Here is a 17,277-nt window from a genome sequence, read left to right on the forward strand (position 1 = left end):
GGAACCATGCAGCGCACGCACCGGACCCCGGTCGCTCTCGCCCTGCTGCTCGCCGCGATGGCGGCGCTCGGCGGCTGTGGAAGGGAGGGCAGCCCGCCCGTCAAGGGACCGCAACCCGACCAACTCCCCGTCTACCAGGTCCAGTCAGGCTTCACCCTGCCCGACTCCGCCACCTGGAACCGGGCGAAGAAGCGCGGCCGGCTCGTCGTCGGCGCCAAGGAGGACCAGCCCTACATGGGGGAGAAGGACCCGGCCACCGGCCGCTACTCGGGCTTCGACATCGAGATCGCGAAGATGATGGCGGCCTCCCTCGGCTTCGACCCGGCCGGCATCGACTTCCGTACGATCGCCTCGGCCAACCGCGAAACCGCCCTGCAGAACGGCCAGATCGACTACTACGTCGGCACGTACACCATCAACGACAACCGCAAGAAGCTCGTCGGCTTCGCCGGACCCTACTACCAGGCCGGCCAGTCCCTCCTGGTCCGCACCGACGAGAACGACATCAAGGGCCCCCAGGACCTGGCGGGCAAGCGCGTCTGCTCGGCCGCCGGCTCCACCCCGTACCAGCGGATCGAGAAGGACTACCCGAAGGCCGAGCTCGTCGCCTACGACACGTACTCCGCCTGCGTGGACAACCTCCTGACCTACCAGGTCGACGCCGTCACCACCGACGACACGATCCTCATGGGCTACGCCGCGAAGGTCCCCGACGAACTCAAGGTCGTCGGCGAGCCGTTCTCCGAGGAGCCGTACGGCATCGGCGTCCCGCGCGGCGACAACGCACTGCGCTTCGCCCTCGACGACGCCATCGCCACCCACGAGAAGAACGGCGACTGGAAGAAGGCGTACGACGCCACCCTCGGCCTCTCCGGGGTCCCCGCCCCGCCGCCGCCCGCCATCGACCGCTACCCGGCGAGCTGACCCGGAGGAGCCCCCACATGGAGTCACTGGCATGGACGTCCTGACCGACAACTTCTCGCTCTACGGCAAGGGATTCCTCGGTACCGTCGAACTCACCGTCTACGCTTCGGCGCTGGCCCTCGTCCTCGGCTTCCTCATGGCCTCGTTCCGCGTCGCGCCCGTCGGCTCCTTCCGGGTCTTCGGCACGGTCTGGGTCACCGTCCTGCGCAACACCCCGCTGACCCTGCTCTTCTTCGCGGTCATGCTCGGCCTGCCCAGGTTCGGACTCGTGCTGCCCTTCGAGGTGTTCGCGGTCCTCGCGCTCGGCTGCTACACCTCTGCCTTCATCTGCGAGGTGCTCCGCTCCGGCATCAACACCGTGCCGCGCGGGCAGGGCGAGGCCGCCCGCAGCCTCGGCATGACCTTCACGCAGACCCTCGGCACGGTCGTCCTGCCGCAGGCCTTCCGCACGGTCATCCCGCCGATCGGCTCCACCCTGATCGCCCTCGCCAAGAACTCGGCCATCGCGGGCGCGTTCAGCGTCACCGAACTCCTCGGCACCTACAAGACGTTGAGCGAACTCGGCTACAACATCGTCTGGACCTTCGTCTGGATCGCCGTCGGATACCTGATCATCACCCTCACCATCAGCGCCCTCTTCCATGTCATGGAAAAGCGCTGGGGAGTCGCCCGATGACCGAGTCCACCGCCCTCTACGACATCCCCGGCCCGCACGCCAGGCGGCGCCACATCCTCTACGGCCTCGCGTCCACCGTGGTGCTCCTCGCCCTGGCCGGGTGGCTCCTCCATCTCCTCTTCGACAGCGACCAGTTCACCTCCACCAAGTGGTCGCCCTTCCTCTACAAGGGCATCCAGGAGCTGCTGCTCGAAGGCCTCGGCAACACCCTCAAGGCCTTCGCGTACGCCTCGGTGCTCTCGCTCGCCCTCGGCGCGGTCCTCGCCACCGGGCGGTTGTCCGAGCGCCGGGTGCTGCGCTGGATCTCCACCCTGATCATCGAGTTCTTCCGCGCGATGCCGGTCCTCGTGATGATCTTCTTCATCTTCGTGGCACTCAAGGTGCAGCCGCTGCCCGCGCTCGTCGCCGGACTGACCCTCTACAACGGCTCCGTGCTCGCGGAGGTCTTCCGCACCGGAATCCACTCGGTCGCACGCGGCCAGGGCGAGGCCGCGTACGCGCTCGGCATGCGCAAGACGCAGGTCATGACCTACGTCCTGACCCCGCAGGCCGTCCGCGCGATGCTGCCGGCCATCATCAGCCAGCTCGTCGTGGCCCTCAAGGACACCTCGCTCGGATTCCTCATCACCTACGAGGAGTTCCTGCACGCGGGCAAGCTGATCGCGTCGAACCTCGACTACGACCTGCCGTTCATCCCGGTCGTGCTCGTCATCTCGCCCATCTACATCGGGATGTGCATGCTCCTCTCCTGGTTCGCCACCTGGGTGGCCCGCAAGGAGCGCCGCAACCCGAAGACCAAGGCCGTGGAGGTCGCTCCGGCCGAACCACAGACGCTGCTGCCGGGACAGCCGTAGCGAGCGAGGAGCCGCACCCGCCCGGCAGCAGCCGGTGATCACTCCTTCCGCAGCGGTACCGACACGTACGACGGGTCGGCCGCGGGGGAGGAGAAGGTCAGCTGCGCGCCGGTCGGGTTGTGCTCGATGTAGAGCGGGTCGACGGTGTCGACGACCAGCGCGAGCCGGTGCCCGGCCGGCACGTCGTACGCCGTGGAGAACAGCTCCAGGTCCACCGGGAAGGGCGCGCCCGGGGTCCGGTCGTGGAAGGTGTACGGGGCGTTGCTGATCAGTTTGCCGACCCCGAGCGGGCCCACGTCGTAGAGGTACGCGACGAGGGTGCCGCTCCTCTCGGCGGGGGTGACGGTGGTGTGCACCTTCACCGTGCCGCGCACCCGCTGCGCGGTGTCGTACCGTTCCGACTGCCAGACGCCGGCGAAGGCGCGGGGCAGCAGGGGGACGGAGACGAGGGGCGGGGTGCGGAGGAACTGGTCCAGGGCGTTGGTGAGCAGGGTGATGCCGCCGTTGGCGCCGGAGTCGACGTTCGCCCAGATCCGCTGCGTACCGTCGAGGTCGAACTTGCGCTGGTTCGCGTGGACGGACTTCCAGTCCGGGTAGCCCTCGTAGCCGCTAATGGAACGGGACTTGAGCTGGACGGGCTGTTCGCGGTCGATGCCGTTGTCGACGCCCTTGAGGTGGCGGTCGAACCAGCGGTGGGCGCTGGTCCAGGTGTCGTTGGGCAGGCCGAACAGGCCGGTGGCCTCGGCGGTGGCGTGGTCGCCGGGACGGAACTCCAGGCGCTTGGGGCCGGTGAGCTTCTCGAAGAAGCTCGCGTACTGGTTGGGTGGGAAGATGGTGTCCCCCCAGGCGTTGCCGAGCATGATCGCGGCGCCGTTGGCGTTGATCCGGTCCAGGTGGGCGGCGGGGGAGCGGGTACGGCCCCAGGCGATCATCTCGTCCTCCTTGTCGAGGTTCGACGAGAGGAAGTCGCCCAGGATCTCCTTGAGTTCGGGACCGGGTCGGCCCGTCAGGTATCCGGCGCCGCCGAGCAGGGCGGCGGCCTGGAGGTGCTGGGTGCGGCCGCTGTAGATGGACTCGATGAGGTCGGCCCAGCCGCTGAGCGCGGCGACCGCCTTGATCCGGGGGTCGTGGGCGGCGGTGAGGAGGCTGATCCCCGCCCCGTACGAGACGCCCGCCATGCCGATGTGGTCGGGGTCGGAAGGCGTGTTCGCGAGGGCCCAGTCGACGACTTTCGAGGCGTCGGCGATGTCCTTGGGGCCCGCGGTCTCGATCTCTCCGCCGGACTGCCAGAAGCCGCGCGAGTTGTAACTGACCACGACGTAGCCGGAGTCGGCGAGCTTCTTGGCCTGGGCGAGGTACTCGATCTGGGGCATGGCCCAGCTGGTGGGGAGCACGATCAGGGGATGGCGGGTGGCGGCGCCGGCACCGGCGGGGGTGACGACGTTCGCCTTGAGGACGGTGCCTCCCTCTCCGGCGATGTCGACGAAGCGGATGCCGGTGTCGGCGCTGGTGCCGGTCTCTTCGGCCTGGGCGGCGGGGGCGAGCCCGAGGGCCGTCCCGGCCACGAGGGCGGCCGAGACGGCGAGGGCCAGGGATGTGCGCACGGGTCACTCCTCACTGGGGACACTGCTGGGGGCGGTGATGGGGGGCAGTGAAAGTGACCCGACGGTAACCTCGGTCTCTTACCCGTGGTAACCGGTCGGTATGTTACGTGCGAGTAACGATTGCGTTCGAGGTGGCGGCGCCCCGCAGCTCCACGGCCGCCGCGAAGTCCGCGTGAGCCTCCTCGTACCGCTGGGCGGCGACGAGGAACATGGCGCGGTCCGTCAGCGTCTCCGCGAGCGTCCCCGGCGCGGTGGGAAGGCGGCGGGCGAGCGCGACGCCCTGGTCGAAGAGCGGCCGCAGGTGTTCCTCGATCCGGTAGGTGCGCCGCTCCTGGAGCAGGGACGAACGGCGGGTCAACCGGCGGTGGGTCGTCACCGCCTCGGGGAGGCGCCCCGCCTCGACGAGCCCGGCGACCTCCGTCTCGAGCACGGGGATGTCGGCGAAGTAGGACTCCCGGGTGTCGGGTGACCACTGGAGGAAGTCGGTCCCGAACGGAGGCGTCGGCGCCTCCCGGGACCCGGCGGGCTCGGCCGTCCGGCCCGACAGGGCGTACAAGGTGCACCACCAGGAAAGGATGTTGCTCCAGACCTTCGGCTCACCGGCCTCCGCCAGTCGGGCGAGCAGGGCGAGTGCCTCCCGCCGATCCGCCCCCTCCTCCTCGTGGCGACCGGATGCCTCGAACATCCGGGAACGATGGACGAGTTCCCAGACGAGGATGGCGAGGGAGGAGGTGGCGGCCTCCGTCTTGCGCCGGGTGTCGTCGACGAGTTCCGTGAAGACGGCGAGGGCTTCGTCGTGCCGCCCGGCGGCGTCCAGCTCCGCCGCCCGTGCCACGGTGCTCCAGAAGCAGACCTCGGCCTGTCGCGATCCCGTCCCGAGGGCCTCCGCCGCCTCCGCGTGACGCCCCTCCTCGGCGAGCATCGTCGCCAGTGGTCCGTGCCCGTACGCGGAGCTCTTCACCTGCCCCCTCTCGAAGCCGAGCCGCCCGGCCTCCGCCATCTCCTCGCACACCGCGAACCCCTCGGCCCGGCGGCCGGCGCGGAGCAACGTGTGCCGGTAGGTGTCCAGGGTTCGGCAGAGCACCTCGGTTCTGTTCGGCTCGCCGGCGTCGATGCGCCGGGCGGCATCCGCGGCCTCGGCGTGCAGCGCGAGCAGCAGCTCCCGTCCGCCCTGGTTCCCGACGTCGTACCCGTACGAGAGGAGGGCCCCGACCAGTTTCGGCAGGTAGGCCGCCGGGCTCACCCGGGCGAGCACCCGGTACGCCTGGACCTCCTGGGTCAGGCTCGGCCGGTCGGATCCGAGGAGCATCGTCCGCGCCCGCAGCACCGCATCGTGATCGACGTTCTCGGAGTGATTCATGACGGTGATTCTGGGAGTCGCGGACCGGGTGGGACAACGTTCTCGAACTGTGTGATCAGTCCTACGAAAACCGCCCCTGACCTGTCATGATGGAAACGTCTTCACCCCTGAACAGCTGTCGGCGGGAGGCATGGTGGGGGACGCGAGCGACGTGCCCGACGTCTTCGATCCGCGGATCTACGCCGCCGGGATCCCGCACGACCGCTTCCGCGCGCTGCGCGACCTGGCCCCCGTCGCCCGGCAGGAGGAGCCGGAGATCCTGGGGTGGCCCGCCGGACCCGGCTTCTGGGCCGTCACCCGGCACGCCGACGTCGTCCGGGTGCTCAAGGATTCGGGGACGTACTCCTCGTGCCTCGGCGCCACCCAGATCCGCGACCCCGACCCCGCCGACCTGCCGTTCATCCGGCGCATGATGCTCAATCAGGATCCGCCGCTCCACGGACGGTTGAGACGGCTCGTCAGCCGGGCCTTCACTCCGGGCCGGATCGAGCGATTCGGCGTCACCGCGCGCGAGCGGGCCAGGACACTGATCGGCGCGGTGGTGGCGGACGGCGGCGAGACGGACCTCGTCCGGACCGTCACCGACGACTACGCACTGCTCAACCTGACCGACCTGCTCGGCGTCCCCGCGAGCGATCGGGGGCTCCTCCATGCCTGGACGGAGCGGGTCATCGCCTATCAGGACCCCGACGAGCCGCCCGTCCTCGACGCCGAGGGGCGGCCGGTCAACCCCCGCTCGCCCGCCATGCTCGCCGAGATGTTCGCCTACGCCCAGGAGCTTGCCGCGTACAAGCGCGAGCATCCCGCCGACGACATCATGACCTCGCTCGCCACGTCCGAACTCGCCGACGCCGAACTGGAGATGTTCTTCTTCCTGCTGACCGTCGCCGGCAACGACACGGTCCGCAGCGCCGCCCCCGGCGGACTCCTCGCCCTCGCCGAACACCCGGACGAGCAGCGGAGGCTGTGGGCGGGCCAGGTGGTCATGGACACGGCGGTGGACGAACTCCTGCGTGTGCACCCGCCCGTGCTGTCCTTCCGGCGCACCGCGGTCCACGACACCGATTTGGCCGGCCTGCCGATCCGGCGCGGCGACAAGGTCGTCGTCTTCCACGCCTCCGCCAACCACGACGAGCGCGTCTTCCCCGACCCGCACCGCCTCGACCTCGACCGGAATCCGAACCCGCACGTCTCCTTCGGCGACGGCCCGCACGTCTGTCTGGGCGCCCACTTCGCCCGGCTCCAACTCCGTGTCCTTCACGAGGAGATGCGTCTGGCCTGCGACGGCCTGGAACTCGCCGGACCGCCCCGCCGGCTCGTCTCCAACTTCATCAACGGCGTCAAGTCGCTGCCGGTGCGGCTGCGGGAGCCGTCAGTGCCGCGCGCGTGACATCGGCCACCAGCTCCACCACATCAGGGCCGTACGCCTGCGTGTTGACGACCTTGAGGAGCAGGACGAAGGTGCCCGAGCGGTGGGTGCGTGCCAGGGACTCGTGGTGGCGGGCCAGGTAGCGGGTCGCCGCCTGGTTGGTGATGGCACGCTGCCCGCAGAAGAGGAAGACGGGCCGGCCTCCCTCCCCGGCCGTGAGCCGGGCGAGTATCACGTACTCGGCGATCCCCTTCTCCATGAGGTGCCGCTCGCCGCCGACCGTGATCGATCCCCGGACCTCGCTGGGCTGCACGTCCACGTTCATGGTCACACCGGGGAGCAGGGTCGCGAGATGGGCGGCCGTCCGTCTGTTCGAGTACGGTCCGCCGACGCAGAACTCGGTCCGGTCCCCGAAGCCCTGGTGGGCCACGTCGTGCGCGAGGATCCGGGCCTGTGCCCCGCAGTCCTTGATGAGCGCGGAGAGTTCGAGCATCGCGAAGACGTCGAAGCGGTGCACGACGTTGTCGCCGCCCGCCTCCCGGTTCACCACGAGCAGGCACTCCGAGCCCGCAGGAAGCCCGAAGAACGCCTGCTTCCTGCGGAGCCTGCGCCGCCAGAGATACGTACGGGCCAGCCAGCCGAGGGACGCGCTGACCCCGGTCGCCAGTACTCCCAGCACGATGTTGCGCACGTCTTCGTTCATGGGCGCGCATGCTAGCGGCCGATCGGCTCCACGTTCGAGGCGGTCCTGACGGAACGGGCCGGGGGAAGTTACGCTGCGCGGACGGTCGTTGACTGGAGGTTGCGCATGCGTCGATCCGCCGCCCGGAAGGTCTCCGTTCTCGCTGTCGCGGTGACGGTCCTCTCGATGGGCGCCGCCGCGCCTCCCGGAGCCCCGCCGTCACCGGTCAAGGTGCCGGTCGCCGTCGGCTACGGCGGCGCCGTGGCCAGCGTCGACGCCGACGCCTCGGCCGTCGGCGTCGAGGTCCTCCGCAAGGGCGGCAACGCGGTGGACGCCGCCGTCGCCGTCGCGGCCGCCCTCGGCGTCACCGAGCCCTACTCGGCGGGCATCGGAGGCGGCGGCTACTTCGTGTACTACGACGCGAAGAGCCGGACGGTGCACACCGTCGACGGGCGCGAGACCGCGCCGCGCTCCGCCGACGCGAACCTCTTCGTGGAGGACGGCAGGCCCATCCCCTTCGAGGAGGGCATGACCAGCGGCCTCGGCGTCGGCACCCCCGGCACCCCGGCGACCTGGAAGACCGCGCTCGACGCCTGGGGCAGCAAGCGGCTCGGCACACTCCTGGAGCCCGCCGAGCGCCTGGCCCGCGAGGGCTTCACCGTCGACCCGACGTTCCGCGCGCAGACCGCGGCCAACGAGGCGCGCTTCCGCGACTTCACGGCCAGCTCCGAACTCTTCCTGCCCGGCGGGCAGTTGCCCGTGGTCGGCTCGGTCTTCAAGAACCCCGACCTGGCCCGTACGTACGACACGCTCGGCCGTCACGGCGTCGGCGCGCTCTACCGGGGCCCGCTCGCCCGCGACATCGTGAACACCGTCCGCACGCCCCCGGTCCGCCCGGGCGCCACCCGGAAGGTCCGGCCGGGCGACCTGACGGAGGGTGATCTCGCCGCGTACGGCACCGAGTCGCTCCGTCCGACGAAGGTCTCGTACCGGGGCCTCGACGTCTACGGCATGGCCCCGTCCTCCTCCGGCGGCACGAGCGTCGGCGAGGCCCTCAACATCCTGGAGGGCACCGACCTCGCGGCCGCCTCCCCGGCCCGCTATCTGCACCGGTACATCGAGGCCAGCCGCATCGCCTTCGCCGACCGGGGCCGCTGGGTCGGCGACCCGGCCTTCGAGCCGGTGCCGACGCGCGGCCTGCTCTCCCAGCGGTACGCCGACTCCCGCGCCTGCCTGATCCGCGACGACGCCGTCCTGACCAGCCCCCTGGCGCCCGGGGACCCGAACAGTCCGGTGCCGTGCGCGAGCGGCGGCACGGCGGCCCCGACCACGTACGAGGGCGAGAACACCACCCACCTCACCGTGGCCGACAAGTGGGGCAACGTCGTCGCCTACACGCTCACCATCGAGTCCACCGGCGGCAGCGGCATCACCGTGCCCGGTCGGGGCTTCCTGCTCAACAACGAGCTGACCGACTTCTCCTTCGCCCCGGCCAACCCGGCCGTGCACGACCCGAACCTGCCCGGACCCGGCAAGCGGCCGCGCTCCTCGATGTCCCCGACGATCGTGCTCGACGGACACGACCGGCCCGTCCTCGCCCTCGGGTCCCCGGGCGGCGCGACCATCATCACCACCGTCCTGCAGACCCTCACCGGGGTCGTCGACCGGGGCCTGCCGCTCGTCGACGCCATCGCCGCGCCCCGCGCCAGCCAGCGCAACCAGGCGACCACCGAACTCGAACCCGGTCTGTGGAACAGCCCCGTCAGGGCCGAGCTCGAAGCGATCGGGCACGGCTTCCGGCAGAACGCGGAGATCGGCGCGGCGACCGGCGTCCAGCGTCTCCCGGACGGTCGCTGGGTGGCCGCCGCGGAGACGGTCCGCAGGGGCGGCGGCTCGGCGATGGTGGTCCGGCCGGCCCGGAGGTAGCGGGGCCCGGAGTCCCCCAAGGCCGTCCTAAAGCGCCGTCAGCACGCGCGGGCCCTCATCGGTGATCGCCACCGTGTGCTCCGCGTGCGCGGCGCGCGAGCCGTCGAGCGTGCGGATCGTCCAGCCGTCGCGTGCCGTGTAGTGGTCGTCCGTCCCGCCCCCGATGAGCATCGGTTCGATCGCGAGCACCATCCCGTGGCGGAGCTTCATGCCCCGGCCCGGGCGTCCCTCGTTCGGGACGCCCGGGTCCTCGTGCATCGCGCGGCCGATGCCGTGGCCGCCGAATCCGTCCGGGACGCCGTATCCGGCGGCGCGGCAGACCCGGCCGATCGCGTGCGCGATGTCGCCGATGCGGTTGCCGACGACGGCCGCCGCGATGCCCGCCTCCAGGGCGTCCTCCGCCGCGGCGATCAGCCGGGTGTCCTCCGGCCGGGCCGGGCCGACCGTGAAGCTGACGGCCGCGTCGCCCGCCCAGCCGCCGAGCAGCGCCCCGCAGTCCGCCGAGACCAGGTCTCCCGGGGCCAGCGCGGTGTCGTCCGGGATGCCGTGCACGATCGCGTCGTTGACCGACACGCACACGACCGCGGGGAACGGGACCGGTGCCCACTCCGGGCGGTAGCCCAGGAAGGGGGAGCCGGCGCCCGCGGCGGCCAGCACCTCCCGCGCGGCCCGGTCCAGCTCCGTCAGCTTCACGCCGGGCGCAGCTTTCTCCCGTACGGCCGCGAGGGCACGAGCCACCACCCGTCCCGCTTCACGCATGGCCGTCAGGTTCTCGTTCGTCTTGATCTCCACCATTCCAATTACTATACCGGTATTAGAATGGTGGCATGGTGCGTACACCCCTGACCCCCGAAGAGCGCGAGCGCGGCGAGCGCCTGGGCCTGTTCCTGCGCGAGGCGCGCGGCGAGCGGTCCATGGTCGAGATCGCCGCCGCGGCCGGCCTGTCCGCCGAGACCCTGCGCAAGATCGAGACCGGCCGGGCGCCCACCCCGGCGTTCTTCACCGTCGCGGCCCTCGCCGGGGTCCTCGGCCTGTCCATGGACGAGCTGGTCGTCCGGTGCGCGCTCGTGCCCGTCTGAGGCCCGGGACTCGGCCGCCGGCCGTCCCCCGCATAGGCTCCCGGGCATGATGCCCGAAGAGCTGCGGCGCGGCCGCTACGTCAGTCTGACCACCTACCGCAAGAACGGCACGGGGGTCGCGACACCCGTCTGGTACGCGGTGGACGGCGCCGAACTGTACGCCTGGACCCGCACCGACTCCTGGAAGGTCAAGCGCCTGCGGAACGACCCGCGGGTCGAGGCCGCCGTCTGTGACCTGCGGGGGAACGTCGCCGAGGGCGCCGAGCGCTTCACCGGCGAGGGGCGGCTCGTGGAGGGCGACGAGCTGCGCCGGATCCGGCGGCTGCTCTCGCGCAAGTACACGTGGCAGTTCTGGCTGACCGACGTCCCGGCCATGCTCGTCCGGTTCGGGAAGCGCCCCCACACCGGGATCGTCGTGACCTTCGGGTGAATCGCGCGGACGGACCCTGGAGGAAAACGGTCCGTAGTCGTTCCGTAACACGACTGCGGTCCAATACCCGCGGACCGGAAGGTTCCAGTCGACGGCGGGGCAGGTGCGTATCGCATGACGGTCTATCAACACCCGGTGGAGGTCGCCACCTTCACGGGCTGGCTGGCGGAGCTCATGGGTCGCGTCCCGTCGGGAGCCGGCTGGCACGGAGTGTTCGCCGAACGCGACCCCGAGGGGCTCCGGGCCTGCTTCGCCGGGGCGGAGATCCTTCCCTGGGACGTCGTCGAGTCCCTCCTGCAGGACGCCGGAGAGCCGGCCGACGGACCGCTCGCCCTCCGGGGCCGGGCGCTGTACGCGGCGGCCACCGACGCCCACGACCGCCGGCCCGGCGGAGCGGCGGCGCTCACCGAACGCCGGGAACTCATGGAACGCGAGCGCCGGTACGCCGAGTCCCGGGCGCGCGAGCTGGGCGACCGGTTCCGCGCGAACCCGGCGCCGGGCCCCGAAGAGGCCGCCCGGCTCGAACACGACCTCGCCTGGACGCGGGACGACCACGCGCGAGCGGCGGCCCGTGTGGCGGATCTGACGGCCCGCCTGAGACGCCTGGGGGAGCCGGGTGCTCCCGCACCGGGTGCTCCTGCATCGGGTGCGGGAGCACCCGGACGTGACGCCCTGGGCGGCGCGGGCGCCTCGCACCGGGAGGGCCTCCCCGCCAAGGCCAGGCGGCGCCCCCGCGGCGCGCGGTACGCCTGGCTGGAGGGCGAGGCCGAGGACCAGGGGCCGGTGGCCACGCCCGTCCCCGAGGCGGTACTCCCGACCGGGAGTGCGGCGCCCCGGGGGGCCCGGTTCGGCGGCGCCGCCGCGCCCGAGCGGCCGGCCGGCGCGGTCCTGACCCCGGAGGTCGACCCCGCCGAAGCCGCCCGCGCCGCCGCCAACGCGGTCTACGCCCTGCAGCGGCTCCGGGCCCAGGGCCGCAGCGGCGAGGCCCACGCGCTGCTCTGCGAGGCGCTCAACGGGCCGCCCGCCAGGCTGCCGGCCCTCGCGGGCGAGCTGCACAGGGCCGGACTCGGCGCCGACTGGACCGTCCTCCTCTGGGAGGCGGCCTCGCTGCCCCCCGGCCGTCTCGCCGCCGTCGCCGGAGTACTCGCCGACGCCGGCCGGACGTCCGACTGCGAGCAGCTCCTCCGGCAGGGCGTGGCGCGACCGGTGGAGGAACTCGCCGGAGCGTGCGCCGCCCTGCGCGCGGAGGGCCACCACGGCGAGGCGCACGCGCTGCTCACCGCCTTCGTGCGGGTCAGGACGCCCGAGGACGCGGCCCGCCTCGCGGGCGAGGATCCGCGCGGCCTCGTCCCCCGGCTCCTCGAAGCCGCTCGCGCCGTGTCCGCGGCCCGCGAGCGCGACCTCGTCCACGCCCTGCGCGTGGCGGGCCTCGCCGGCATCTGAGGCCGTGCCGCCCCACGCCCTCGCCGGCGTCTGAGGCCGTACCGCCCCACTCGGCGGCCGCCTGAGGCCGCCTTCCCGCACGTGTCCGTCCTTGCCCGTACGTGTCGGTACGTGTCCGACGTGGACCACTCGGGTATGAAACATGATCGACCCGGCCGCTTCACGGCGGCGGTCTTGCTCCGCGGTGTGACGGGGCTTACGTTCTCCTCCTACGCATCGCGTCTACGTGCGTAGAGGCTCTCTGACGCCGTGCCGAAGGAGCAGCTCATGACCGACGTCGTACGCGCCGCGCTCGTCCAGGCGACCTGGACGGGCGACACCGAATCCATGATCGCCAAACACGAGGAGCACGCCAGGGAGGCCGCCCGCCAGGGAGCGAAGGTGATCGGCTTCCAGGAGGTGTTCAACGCCCCCTACTTCTGCCAGGTCCAGGAGCCCGAGCACTACCGCTGGGCCGAGCCCGTCCCCGACGGCCCGACCGTGCGCCGGATGCGGGACCTCGCCCGGGAGACCGGCATGGTGATCGTGGTGCCCGTCTTCGAGATCGAGAGCGAGGGCTTCTACTACAACACCGCCGCCGTGATCGACGCCGACGGCACGTACCTCGGCAAGTACCGCAAGCACCACATCCCCCAGGTCAAGGGCTTCTGGGAGAAGTACTACTTCCGCCCGGGCAACGCCGGCTGGCCGGTCTTCGACACCGCCGTCGGCAAGGTCGGCGTCTACATCTGCTACGACCGTCACTTCCCGGAGGGGTGGCGCCAACTCGGCCTCAATGGCGCTCAGTTGGTCTACAACCCGTCCGCCACCCACCGCGGACTCTCCTCCCACCTCTGGCAGCTGGAACAGCCGGCCGCGGCCGTCGCCAACGAGTACTTCGTCGCCGCCATCAACCGCGTCGGCGTCGAGGAGTACGGCGACAACGACTTCTACGGCACCAGCTACTTCGTCGACCCGCGCGGCAAGTTCGTCGGCGACGTCGCCTCCGACAAGACCGAGGAACTCGTCGTCCGCGACCTCGACTTCGGCCTCATCGAGCAGGTGCGCCAGCAGTGGGCCTTCTACCGGGACCGCCGCCCCGACGCGTACGACGGGCTGGTGAGCCCGTGAGCAGCCTCCACGACCGGCACAAGGCCGTCATCCCCGACTGGGTCGCCCTCTACTACCGGGACCCGATCGAGATCACCCACGGCGAGGGTCGGCACGTCTGGGACGCCGAGGGGCGCAGGTACCTCGACTTCTTCGGCGGCATCCTCACCACCATGACCGCCCACGCCCTGCCCGAGGTCACCAAGGCCGTCGCCGAGCAGGCCGGACGGATCATCCACTCCTCCACGCTCTACCTCAACCGCCCGATGGTGGAGCTCGCCGAACGGATCGCCGCCCTCTCCGGCATCCCCGACGCCCGCGTCTTCTTCACCACCTCCGGCACCGAGGCCAACGACGCGGCGCTGCTCCTCGCCACCGCGTACCGCCGCTCGAACCAGATCCTGGCCATGCGGAACAGCTACCACGGCCGCTCCTTCTCCACCGTCGGCATCACCGGCAACCGCGCCTGGTCGCCGACCGGCCTCTCCCCGCTGCAGACCCTGTACGTGCACGGCGGCGTCCGCACCCGGGGCCCGTACGCGCAGTACACCGACGAGCGGTTCACCGAGGCCTGCGTCGCCGACCTCGAAGACCTCCTCGGCCACACCAGGGACGTCGCCGCCCTGATCGCCGAACCGATCCAGGGAGTCGGCGGCTTCACCTCCCCGCCCGACGGCCTGTACGCCGCCTTCCGCCGCGTCCTCGACCGGCACGGCATCCTGTGGATCTCCGACGAGGTGCAGACCGGCTGGGGCCGCACCGGCGACAACTTCTGGGGCTGGCAGGCCCACGGCCAGGCCGGACCGCCCGACATCCTCACCTTCGCCAAGGGCATCGGCAACGGCATGTCCGTCGGCGGTGTCGTCGCCCGGGCTGAGGTCATGAACTGCCTCGACGCCAACTCCATCTCCACCTTCGGCGGTTCGCCCATCACCATGGCGGCGGGCCTCGCCAACCTCGCGTACCTCCTCGACCACGACCTCCAGGGCAACGCGCGCCGCGTCGGCGGCCTCCTCATCGAACGCGTACGGGCGGCCTGCGCTGGAGTGGCGGCGGTACGCGAGGTCCGCGGCCGCGGCCTCATGATCGGCATCGAGCTGACCGAACCGGGCACCGAACGGGCGAACCCTGACGCGGCCGGCGCCGTCCTGGAAGCCGCCAGGGAGAACGGCCTGCTGATCGGCAAGGGCGGCGGCCACAACACCAGCACCCTGCGCATCGCCCCACCGCTCTCGCTCACCGTCGCCGAGGCCGAAGAGGGCGCGGCGATCCTCGAACAGGCCCTCGCCGCCCTGTAGGGGGTGTCTTGTCGACAAGACACCCCCTAGTTCCCGCTCCTCAAGCAGGGAGAGTCCCGTGAGCACCCGTACCGTCATCCGGGGCGGCCTCGTCGTCACCGCCGCCGACGAACTGCACGCCGACGTGCTGATCGAGGACGGCCGTGTGGTCGCCCTCGCGGCCCACGGCTCGGACGTGGCGGCCGGCTGGACCGCCGACCGCACCCTCGACGCCACCGACCGCTACGTGCTGCCCGGCGGCGTCGACGCCCACACCCACATGGAACTGCCCTTCGGCGGCACCTCCGCCTCGGACACCTTCGAGACCGGCACCCGCGCCGCCGCCTGGGGCGGTACCACCACCATCGTCGACTTCGCCGTCCAGACCGTCGGCCAGGCCCTGCGCGAAGGCCTCGACACCTGGTACGCCAAGGCCGACGGCAACTGCGCGATCGACTACGCCTTCCACATGATCCTCTCCGACGTCAACGAGCACACGCTCAAGGAGATGGACTGGCTCGTCCAGGAGGGCATCACCTCCTTCAAGCTCTTCATGGCCTACCCCGGCGTCTTCTACAGCGACGACGGCCGGATCCTGCGCGCCATGCAACGCTCCGCCGACAACGGCGGCCTGATCATGATGCACGCCGAGAACGGCATCGCCATCGACGTCCTCGTCGAACAGGCCCTGGCCCGCGGCGAGACCGACCCCCGCTACCACGGGGAGGTCCGCAAGGCCCTCCTGGAGGCCGAGGCCACCCACCGGGCGATCCAGCTCGCCCGGGTCGCCGGCGCGCCGCTGTACGTCGTCCACGTCTCGGCGGAGGAGGCCGTCGCCGAGATCACCACCGCCCGCGACAAGGGGCTCCCCGTCTTCGGCGAGACCTGTCCCCAGTACCTCTTCCTCTCCACCGACAACCTCGCCGAGCCGGGCTTCGAGGGCGCCAAGTACGTGTGCTCGACCCCGCTTCGCCCCAAGGAGCACCAGGCCGCGCTGTGGCGGGGGCTGCGGACCAACGACCTCCAGGTGGTCTCCACGGACCACTGCCCGTTCTGTTTCACGGGCCAGAAGGAACTGGGCCGGGGCGACTTCTCGAAGATCCCCAACGGCCTCCCGGGCGTCGAGAACCGGATGGACCTTCTCCACCAGGCGGTGGTGGACGGGCACATCTCACGGCGCCGGTGGATCGAGATCGCCTGCGCCACCCCGGCCCGGATGTTCGGCATGTATCCGCAGAAGGGGACCATCGCGCCGGGCGCGGACGCGGACATCGTCATCTACGACCCGCACACCACCCAGACCCTGTCGGCCGCGACGCACCACATGAACGTCGACTACTCGGCGTACGAGGGGAGGACCGTCACCGGGCAGGTCGAGACGGTGCTCTCCCGGGGCGAGACGGTCATCGACCGGCGCGAGTACGTCGGCCGCGCCGGCCACGGCACCTTCGTACCGCGCTCCACCTGCCAGTACCTCGACTGAACCGATCCTCGAACCAGGAGGCCCCGCATGGACTTCGGACTCGTCCTGCAGACCGACCCGCCCGCCTCGCAGGTCGTCGGGCTGATGCGCCGGGCGGAGCGCAACGGCTTCCGCTACGGATGGACCTTCGACTCCGCCGTCCTCTGGCAGGAACCCTTCGTCGTCTACAGCCAGATCCTGGAGCACACCACCAAGCTGCACGTCGGCCCGATGGTGACGAATCCGGGGACGCGGACGTGGGAGGTGACGGCCTCCACGTTCGCCACGCTCAACGACATGTTCGGCAACCGCACCGTCTGCGGCATCGGCCGTGGTGACTCCGCGATGCGCGTCGCCGGCCGCAGGCCCAACACCCTGGCCCGGCTCGGCGAGGCCATCGACGTCATCCGCGACCTCGCCGAGGGCCGGGAGGCGGTGGTCGACGGCAGCCCGATCCGCATCCCGTGGATCAAGGACGGGAAGCTGCCGGTGTGGATGGCGGCGTACGGTCCCAAGGCCCTCGCCCTCGCCGGGCAGAAGGCCGACGGCTTCATCCTCCAGCTCGCCGACCCGTTCCTGACCGAGTGGATGGTCAAGGCCGTCCGGCAGGCCGCCACCGACGCGGGCCGCGACCCCTCGTCGATCACCGTCTGCGTCGCCGCACCCGCGTACGTGACGGCCGACGACTCGCCGGAGGCCCTGGCGCACGCCCGGGACCAGTGCCGCTGGTTCGGTGGCATGGTCGGCAACCACGTCGCCGACCTGGTCGCCAAGTACGGCGAGCACTCCGACATGGTCCCGGAGGCGCTCACCGCGTACATCAAGGACCGGCACGGCTACGACTACTCCCACCACGGCCGCGCCGACAACCCCGACACCGCCTTCGTCCCCGACGAGATCGTCGACCGCTTCTGCCTCCTCGGCCCCGCCGAGGCCCACATCGAGAAGCTGCGCCGCCTCAAGGACCTGGGCGTCGACCAGTTCGCCGTGTACGCGATGCACGACAACCGCGAGGGCACCATCGACGCCTACGGCTCCGACATCATCCCGGGGCTCGGCTGACGAAGCCGCGGGGCGCGGGTTCCCGCGCGGGGCGGCACAG

At 71.4% G+C, this 17,277-nt stretch carries 16 protein-coding genes; 12 read left to right on the plus strand and 4 right to left on the minus strand.

Annotation, left to right across the window (positions count from 1 at the left end; translation table 11 throughout):
• Nucleotides 1–6 precede the first annotated feature (6 nt).
• From IO20_RS0117145 to IO20_RS0117155, 3 genes are read left to right on the plus strand one after another with little or no spacing between them, the layout of a single operon-like run.
• On the plus strand, nucleotides 7–924 hold the full coding sequence (locus tag IO20_RS0117145) for a glutamate ABC transporter substrate-binding protein (RefSeq protein ID WP_030551167.1): 918 nt from the start codon (nucleotides 7–9) through the stop codon (nucleotides 922–924).
• A 31-nt stretch (nucleotides 925–955) separates the two neighbouring features.
• Nucleotides 956–1,600: an amino acid ABC transporter permease gene (locus tag IO20_RS0117150; RefSeq protein ID WP_030551168.1), complete on the plus strand. Its 645-nt coding sequence runs from the start codon at nucleotides 956–958 to the stop codon at nucleotides 1,598–1,600.
• Nucleotides 1,597–2,454 carry an amino acid ABC transporter permease gene (locus IO20_RS0117155; protein ID WP_030551170.1) on the plus strand — a complete coding sequence of 286 codons (858 nt, stop codon included), beginning with the start codon at nucleotides 1,597–1,599 and terminating at the stop codon, nucleotides 2,452–2,454. The genes IO20_RS0117150 and IO20_RS0117155 overlap by 4 nt, the downstream gene beginning before the upstream one ends.
• Nucleotides 2,455–2,492: 38 nt before the next feature.
• Here the strand turns inward: IO20_RS0117155 and IO20_RS0117160 are convergent, their stop codons facing one another.
• Together IO20_RS0117160 and IO20_RS0117165 are read right to left on the minus strand one after the other, a co-directional pair.
• Nucleotides 2,493–4,058, minus strand: coding sequence for an alpha/beta fold hydrolase (locus IO20_RS0117160; RefSeq protein WP_030551172.1), 1,566 nt, complete (start codon nucleotides 4,056–4,058; stop codon nucleotides 2,493–2,495).
• A gap of 103 nt (nucleotides 4,059–4,161) precedes the next feature.
• Nucleotides 4,162–5,418, minus strand: coding sequence for a hypothetical protein (locus IO20_RS0117165; RefSeq protein ID WP_051874521.1), 1,257 nt, complete (start codon nucleotides 5,416–5,418; stop codon nucleotides 4,162–4,164).
• 130 nt (nucleotides 5,419–5,548) lie between these two features.
• Between IO20_RS0117165 and IO20_RS0117170 the strand changes: the two genes are divergently transcribed.
• Nucleotides 5,549–6,808: a cytochrome P450 gene (locus IO20_RS0117170; protein WP_030551176.1), complete on the plus strand. Its 1,260-nt coding sequence runs from the start codon at nucleotides 5,549–5,551 to the stop codon at nucleotides 6,806–6,808.
• On the opposite strand, the gene IO20_RS0117175 is transcribed toward IO20_RS0117170, so the two are convergent.
• Complete coding sequence (locus IO20_RS0117175) at nucleotides 6,759–7,490, minus strand: hypothetical protein (protein WP_030551177.1); 732 nt, start codon at nucleotides 7,488–7,490, stop codon at nucleotides 6,759–6,761. The genes IO20_RS0117170 and IO20_RS0117175 overlap by 50 nt on opposite strands.
• 105 nt (nucleotides 7,491–7,595) lie before the next feature.
• Here IO20_RS0117175 and ggt point away from each other — a divergent pair, with 105 nt between their 5' ends.
• The gene (gene ggt, locus IO20_RS0117180; protein WP_030551179.1) at nucleotides 7,596–9,395 is read left to right on the plus strand and encodes a gamma-glutamyltransferase; all 1,800 of its coding nucleotides are present in this window, start codon (nucleotides 7,596–7,598) and stop codon (nucleotides 9,393–9,395) included.
• 27 nt (nucleotides 9,396–9,422) lie between these two features.
• On the opposite strand, the gene map is transcribed toward ggt, so the two are convergent.
• Nucleotides 9,423–10,190, minus strand: coding sequence for a type I methionyl aminopeptidase (gene map / locus IO20_RS0117185; protein ID WP_030551181.1), 768 nt, complete (start codon nucleotides 10,188–10,190; stop codon nucleotides 9,423–9,425).
• Nucleotides 10,191–10,222: 32 nt separating this feature from the next.
• Between map and IO20_RS0117190 the strand changes: the two genes are divergently transcribed.
• The 7 genes from IO20_RS0117190 (at nucleotide 10,223) to IO20_RS0117220 (ending at nucleotide 17,237) form a co-directional block, all read left to right on the plus strand.
• Nucleotides 10,223–10,474: a helix-turn-helix domain-containing protein gene (locus IO20_RS0117190; RefSeq protein WP_030211219.1), complete on the plus strand. Its 252-nt coding sequence runs from the start codon at nucleotides 10,223–10,225 to the stop codon at nucleotides 10,472–10,474.
• A gap of 46 nt (nucleotides 10,475–10,520) precedes the next feature.
• Nucleotides 10,521–10,904 carry a PPOX class F420-dependent oxidoreductase gene (locus IO20_RS0117195; RefSeq protein WP_030551183.1) on the plus strand — a complete coding sequence of 128 codons (384 nt, stop codon included), beginning with the start codon at nucleotides 10,521–10,523 and terminating at the stop codon, nucleotides 10,902–10,904.
• Nucleotides 10,905–11,018: 114 nt separating this feature from the next.
• Nucleotides 11,019–12,347 (plus strand): hypothetical protein, encoded by a 1,329-nt coding sequence (locus IO20_RS0117200; RefSeq protein ID WP_030551185.1) that lies wholly within the window; start codon nucleotides 11,019–11,021, stop codon nucleotides 12,345–12,347.
• A 267-nt stretch (nucleotides 12,348–12,614) separates the two neighbouring features.
• Entirely contained in the window at nucleotides 12,615–13,457 is an 843-nt protein-coding gene (locus IO20_RS0117205) for a nitrilase-related carbon-nitrogen hydrolase (RefSeq protein WP_030551187.1), read from the plus strand.
• A complete protein-coding gene (locus IO20_RS0117210; protein ID WP_030551189.1) occupies nucleotides 13,454–14,734 on the plus strand; it encodes an aspartate aminotransferase family protein in 1,281 nt (426 codons plus the stop codon). Before IO20_RS0117205 ends, IO20_RS0117210 begins: the two co-directional genes overlap by 4 nt.
• Before the next feature lie 58 nt (nucleotides 14,735–14,792).
• The gene (hydA, locus tag IO20_RS0117215) at nucleotides 14,793–16,196 is read left to right on the plus strand and encodes a dihydropyrimidinase (protein WP_030551190.1); all 1,404 of its coding nucleotides are present in this window, start codon (nucleotides 14,793–14,795) and stop codon (nucleotides 16,194–16,196) included.
• Nucleotides 16,197–16,223: 27 nt separating this feature from the next.
• Nucleotides 16,224–17,237 carry a TIGR03842 family LLM class F420-dependent oxidoreductase gene (locus IO20_RS0117220; protein ID WP_030551191.1) on the plus strand — a complete coding sequence of 338 codons (1,014 nt, stop codon included), beginning with the start codon at nucleotides 16,224–16,226 and terminating at the stop codon, nucleotides 17,235–17,237.
• The last annotated feature ends 40 nt before the right edge of the window (nucleotides 17,238–17,277 follow it).

The sequence above is a fragment of the Streptomyces exfoliatus genome, from assembly GCF_000725545.1.
GTDB lineage: Bacteria > Actinomycetota > Actinomycetes > Streptomycetales > Streptomycetaceae > Streptomyces > Streptomyces exfoliatus.

What these genes read in the sequence shown, in the direction of transcription:
- IO20_RS0117145 (WP_030551167.1), top strand. Translation starts at nt 7, where the DNA reads ATGCAGCGCACGCACCGGACCCCGGTCGCTCTCGCCCTGCTGCTCGCC.
- IO20_RS0117150 (WP_030551168.1), top strand. Translation starts at nt 956, where the DNA reads ATGGACGTCCTGACCGACAACTTCTCGCTCTACGGCAAGGGATTCCTC.
- IO20_RS0117155 (WP_030551170.1), top strand. Translation starts at nt 1,597, where the DNA reads ATGACCGAGTCCACCGCCCTCTACGACATCCCCGGCCCGCACGCCAGG.
- IO20_RS0117165 (WP_051874521.1), bottom strand. Translation starts at nt 5,418, where the DNA reads ATGAATCACTCCGAGAACGTCGATCACGATGCGGTGCTGCGGGCGCGG.
- IO20_RS0117170 (WP_030551176.1), top strand. Translation starts at nt 5,549, where the DNA reads ATGGTGGGGGACGCGAGCGACGTGCCCGACGTCTTCGATCCGCGGATC.
- IO20_RS0117175 (WP_030551177.1), bottom strand. Translation starts at nt 7,490, where the DNA reads ATGAACGAAGACGTGCGCAACATCGTGCTGGGAGTACTGGCGACCGGG.
- ggt (WP_030551179.1), top strand. Translation starts at nt 7,596, where the DNA reads ATGCGTCGATCCGCCGCCCGGAAGGTCTCCGTTCTCGCTGTCGCGGTG.
- map (WP_030551181.1), bottom strand. Translation starts at nt 10,190, where the DNA reads ATGGTGGAGATCAAGACGAACGAGAACCTGACGGCCATGCGTGAAGCG.
- IO20_RS0117190 (WP_030211219.1), top strand. Translation starts at nt 10,223, where the DNA reads ATGGTGCGTACACCCCTGACCCCCGAAGAGCGCGAGCGCGGCGAGCGC.
- IO20_RS0117195 (WP_030551183.1), top strand. Translation starts at nt 10,521, where the DNA reads ATGATGCCCGAAGAGCTGCGGCGCGGCCGCTACGTCAGTCTGACCACC.
- IO20_RS0117200 (WP_030551185.1), top strand. Translation starts at nt 11,019, where the DNA reads ATGACGGTCTATCAACACCCGGTGGAGGTCGCCACCTTCACGGGCTGG.
- IO20_RS0117205 (WP_030551187.1), top strand. Translation starts at nt 12,615, where the DNA reads ATGACCGACGTCGTACGCGCCGCGCTCGTCCAGGCGACCTGGACGGGC.
- IO20_RS0117220 (WP_030551191.1), top strand. Translation starts at nt 16,224, where the DNA reads ATGGACTTCGGACTCGTCCTGCAGACCGACCCGCCCGCCTCGCAGGTC.